General features: G+C 31.2%; 4 protein-coding genes. All 4 read right to left on the reverse strand.

Annotated features, from left to right (window positions below):
* A partial coding sequence (locus tag ACY2V1_RS00150) for a ThiF family adenylyltransferase (RefSeq protein WP_461832765.1) occupies nt 1–1,277 on the reverse strand: 1,277 nt, incomplete at its 3' end.
* A gap of 13 nt (nt 1,278–1,290) precedes the next feature.
* Nucleotides 1,291–3,480 (reverse strand): efflux RND transporter permease subunit, encoded by a 2,190-nt coding sequence (locus ACY2V1_RS00155; RefSeq protein ID WP_461832766.1) that lies wholly within the window; start codon nt 3,478–3,480, stop codon nt 1,291–1,293.
* A 54-nt stretch (nt 3,481–3,534) separates the two neighbouring features.
* Entirely contained in the window at nt 3,535–5,019 is a 1,485-nt protein-coding gene (locus ACY2V1_RS00160; RefSeq protein WP_461832767.1) for a DUF1302 family protein, read from the reverse strand.
* Nucleotides 4,982–5,107 (reverse strand): outer membrane lipoprotein-sorting protein, encoded by a 126-nt coding sequence (locus tag ACY2V1_RS00165; RefSeq protein ID WP_461832768.1) that lies wholly within the window; start codon nt 5,105–5,107, stop codon nt 4,982–4,984. The genes ACY2V1_RS00160 and ACY2V1_RS00165 overlap by 38 nt, the downstream gene beginning before the upstream one ends.
* Nucleotides 5,108–5,142 lie beyond the last annotated feature (35 nt).

Genomic DNA, 5,142 nt, shown 5'->3' on the forward strand with positions numbered 1-5,142 from the left:
TCTTTTTTGGTATTTTCTATTTTTTCAAAATCTAATATTCCCATTAAATCTGGATTACTTTTTTGTGGCATAAGTTCTATATTTGGCCTAATCTTAAGGGAACTAGCTGCAATTTTGATGTTTTCAATTACAGCACCACAGGATATTATAGATGCTATTTGATCCACATTAAAAAAAGACTGGTCCCTTTCAGGATCTAAATACACACAAATCTTTCTGTCTTCTATAGCGAACTTCCAAGGTTGTGCATTATCCCCAGATGGTGCCATAACTCCAGCACTTAATAGATAATTAACTGTTTTCTCTGAAAATAACTCTATATCCTTCTCGCTGGGTACTTCAGGCAATTTGATAGACTCTTCATAAGGATCTAATTTTAAAATAAATTTTTGAATAAGTATTTTTTTTAACCTTTGTAAATAGTTTTTGTTTCCCCCTCTAAGTTTTCCTTTAACAAATTTTCCACGAAATGGATCAAACTGCACAAAAAAAGGTACAGGTCTTATTTTCCCCTTATTTAACAATATCTTTAAGACCTCTACCCCTGCCATAGCAGCACAAAGGTTACAAGCTACAATAGATGATGGCCCCTTTTGGGCCTTTAGATCCACTTTACTCTTATCAATATATTTTATGTGTAACCCCTTTGGCGCCAGACCAAGGGCAAAATTTAAATATTTCTCAAGTTCCGGCATACCATCGTATACATCAAAATACTCATCAAATGACATACCTGCATTAGGTGCAAAAACTAAAACTGCTGACCCAAATCCCAAAGGAGCTGCAGTGACCACATAAATTCCTTTTTCCCTTGCCCTATTAAATAGCTCACGTCTAATATCAAACTCAAAAAAATCAAGGCCATCTACAACCACATCTACATCCTCTAAAAACTCATCCACATTATCTGAATACAGCCCTTTTTCAAAGAGATTTATTTCCAAATAGGGGTTAATGTCTATTGCCTCTTTTGCCATACAATGAATCTTTGGTTTATTTAAATTAGAAACTTTTGCCCCATACTGTCTATTGATATTCACTATATCAAATCTATCAAAATCAGCTAGATTAAATTTACCAACTCCAAGTCTTGTTAAAGTAACCAAATGAATTCCACCTACTCCCCCCATACCTGGTATAGCAACTTTTGACTTTCCTAATATTTCCATATCTTTTTCAGAGAGTATACCTATATTTCTGGAAAATGCCTTCTTTATAAACTCCTCTTTGGAGTCTATCCCAAATTGTATCAATAGGTTATTTAATTCCTCTTGCATAAAAAACCTCTCTTTAATCCTTTTTCACCATTAATATACATGGCAAAAGTATTAAATCCCCAATAAGTGCAGTTATCATAATGATTGATGTTAGCATCCCAAAATCAAAGGTTGGATGAAATTTACTTGTTACCAATACTGCAAATCCAAAAAACAATATAATAGATGAACTTATTATAGCCCTACCCTTATTTTTTAGGGTTATCTCAACAGCATTTTGAATGGACATTTTATGCTCACGTCTCATTTTTAAATATTCTGTTAAAAAATGGATGGTATCATCCACAGCAATACCTATAGCAACTGCTGAAATTAGTGCAGTTGCAGTATTTAAGGTTATGCCCAATATTCCCATAATTGCAAAATTAATTAGTATTGGCAATATATTTGGTATTAAACTTATAATCCCTATTGTAAGGGACCTCAAAACTATTATCATAATTATAGAAATAGCTATACCTGCATAGAGAAGGCTCTTTATCTGACTATTTACTAAAGCATCAATTATAATAACCTGTTGTAAGGCCCGTCCTGTTACCATTGCCTTAATACACTTCGGTGTATTTTTTTTAAGAAACTTCTCTATCTTGTGTATAATAATCCTCTGCCTTGACGAAGAGTGTTCAGAAAGTCTTATTGAAATCCTTGTTTCATCAAAAGATTCTGTTACTAAATCATCAATAGTTGATATATCAAATAAAAGCAAAAATTGAGATACCATATTTTTTGTATCAGGTATTCTATACCATTTTTCATCCTCATTGTGAAAGGATTTATTCATTTCCTTTAAGTAATCATTTAAACTAATTACCTTATCAACACCTGGTATTTTACTTATATAATTTTGCACTTGTTCAATATAATACAATTTTTTTGGATCTTTAAACCCATCTATATCTGTTTTCAAATAAACATCTAAAGACCCGGTTCCACACAGATTTCTTTCAACAAACATTAAATCTTTATATTCTTTGGTAGAGGGCATAAAAAATCTATTTAAATCAGTTTCCACTTTAACTTTTGATGCCCCCCAAATAGAGAATAAACATAAAATTATAAAGAAAAGTAATAGCTTAAATGTATATTTACTGGTAAAATAATAAATCTTTTCTGTTGACCTACTTATAAAATCTTGTTTCTTTGAGAAGTCCCTAAACACCCATTTTGAAGGGGAAAATCTAAGTATTGGTGGAATAAGAAAAAAGGCATAAAAAAATTCAAATATCATTCCGCAAGAAGACATCAAAGCAAAATCCCTAATTGGAGATAACTCACTGCTAATTAAAGAGAAAAAACCTATTGCAGTTGTTAGGGTTGTTAAAAAACATGGAAGAAAGAGTCGTCTTATAATTGAGCAAAGGGCATCAATTTTACTCATATCTTTTAACAGGGAAGAATCCAAATGGGAAAATATATGAACTGTATCTGCAAGAGACATGGACATAATAAGGGGAGGGACTATAGATGTCACATTGTGAAGGGCAATCCCTGTTAATCCAAAAACACCCATAGTGGACATCATACATGCAGAAATATTTAGAACTGCTACAAGTACCAGATATGGCTTTTTAAAAAAAATCCAAATAACCAAAAGGACAAGGGTATAGGTAATAGGTATAAACACCCTTAAATCCCTTTTCATATATTGGCTTAAGGCAAAGTCAGTAATGGTCCAGCCAGCTTTATGAAAAACAAAATAGTCAGAATACTTATTTAGGACTTTATCAACCTGGTTTAATAATTTTTCTCTATAATCGGGATCATTATGTCTTATATATGCAAATACAACTATTGCAGTTGTAGATCCATCCTTTGATATCAAGTTATCTCTATAAAGTGGATTTTGTATTGCTTCTCTTTTTAACGCTCTACACTTCTTTACAGAGTTTGGTACATCTTCTAAAAAATCTTTTACTTCAAAATAATCTTCGCCTCCTTTTATATCATCTACATTAGCTAATGATATAACATCCTTTGCTAATTTTATTGATTCTAATTCTTTTGTTAATTCTTTTAAAATGAGAAGCTTTTGGGGAGTAAATAAATCTTCATCCTTAAATGCTATAACAAAAAATTCATCGCTACCAAAAATTTCTCTAAATTTATCATAAAATTTTCTGGCCGGATTATCTTTTAAATCAAAATAATCTACATTATTAACTGTCTTTATCTTGGGAAGATATGAAGAAAAGAAAATTAACACCAAAACGCATAACAATAAAAATAATTTTGGATATTTTAAAGATATATTCATATTTTAAAAATAATATTTTAATTTTATATAGATTTCATCCATAGGATCATATTGACCTAAAAGAGTATCCCTATCCCCCCCATAAACAAAACTACCTAATTCTATATCAAGATTAGGTATACGTTTACATACAATATAAGGATTTATAAAATAAGAAAAGTCTGATAAAAAATATGAAGATTTTATTCCTAATTTCCAATCTCCAGCAAAAAATCCCTTAGATAATTCACCTAAAATAGATACATTGTCTTCCTTAAAGTACAATATTGGATCTGTATAGTTAAAGATATGACTGTGAGATAATTGAACATTTACATATAAATCATCTTCGCCTGTATAATCTATTCCAAGTACATACCATAAATTAGATCTATGAATTGAAGTTAGGCTTTCAGTCAAAAAAACGGTCTTATCAAAATAAGCCAGCTCTCCCCTTATACCAAAGTCTCCAACTCCACCTTCAAACTCAACCCCATAAATATTTCTTCTAATATATGTTGCTTCCACATCCTTATTTTCTATTTTTAAAAAGGGAAGCTGAGTGAGAACGTTCTCTCCAGAAAAATCTTCCTTGATTCTAATTCCAGAAACAGGGAAATACTTTATATAAGGATTTGGATCAAAATTATTTAAATAACTAACTGCAACATCTAGATTTTCAAAACTAAATCCAATACGTACCCCACCTTGAAAATTCTCCAAGGTCTTGCTGGGGATATCCTTGTTGGTCTCAAGACTATCCACGTAATTTTTAAGATATGTTCTTTGTGCTGGCAACATAGGGTATTTGTCTAAATAATAAGCAGAGCTTTTTTTAAGTTGCTTAAATACAGAATAATTTCTATCAAAAAAATAGACCTCATTTGGTTCAACAAAAGGAATAATAACGGCCTCAAGTCTTACATTTTTCTTAAAAAACTCAACATCAGCCATCCAATTTGGAATCTTTCTATCTTCATATGATGGAATTATAAACAGCCTCATATCCTGGGAATTTAAATTGTCCACAGGACTTATTTGATCAGTCTTGCCCCATCTAATAATCTGTTTTCCAATTCTCAGTCTAACAGGACCCCTATTTAATACAAGGTACCCTTCATACAACCCAAAATCTTCATCCCTTTGAACATCAGAATCATCACTATACAACAAACTCCATTGAAGGGAAAATTTAATATACGATTTCTTCTTGGCAAAAACAAAACCTTGCTCTTTTGGAGTAAGATCATATTTTAGTGTTGTTCTAACAAGGGGGAAGGCGTATTTTTTATCTTCAAAATCATCGTACTTTATTTGTCGTCCAAATCTTGATTCAACAATACCTGAGAAGGAGAACTTGTCTCTTATTGAGTTTAAAAAACTAAACTTATTATTTTGTGTGTTATTATAATCAGCTCCAACACATATGTTGCCACAAGTTAACACAAAAAATATTGTCAATAAAAATATATTACCAATTTTCCAAATTTCTCTTAGTGAACAACTCATCTCCAATCCCCGCTATATTGTATTTTACATCTTGTACTTTCAATATAGTCCTATGCTTTCTCTTTAAATTCTCCATGACCATTAGCATGGGAGTCCATATGGATTGAATCTTTTCTAATTTTT

This window comes from Desulfothermus sp., from assembly GCF_053993635.1.

What these genes read in the sequence shown, in the direction of transcription:
- ACY2V1_RS00160 (WP_461832767.1), bottom strand. Translation starts at nt 5,019, where the DNA reads ATGAGTTGTTCACTAAGAGAAATTTGGAAAATTGGTAATATATTTTTA.
- ACY2V1_RS00165 (WP_461832768.1), bottom strand. Translation starts at nt 5,107, where the DNA reads ATGCTAATGGTCATGGAGAATTTAAAGAGAAAGCATAGGACTATATTG.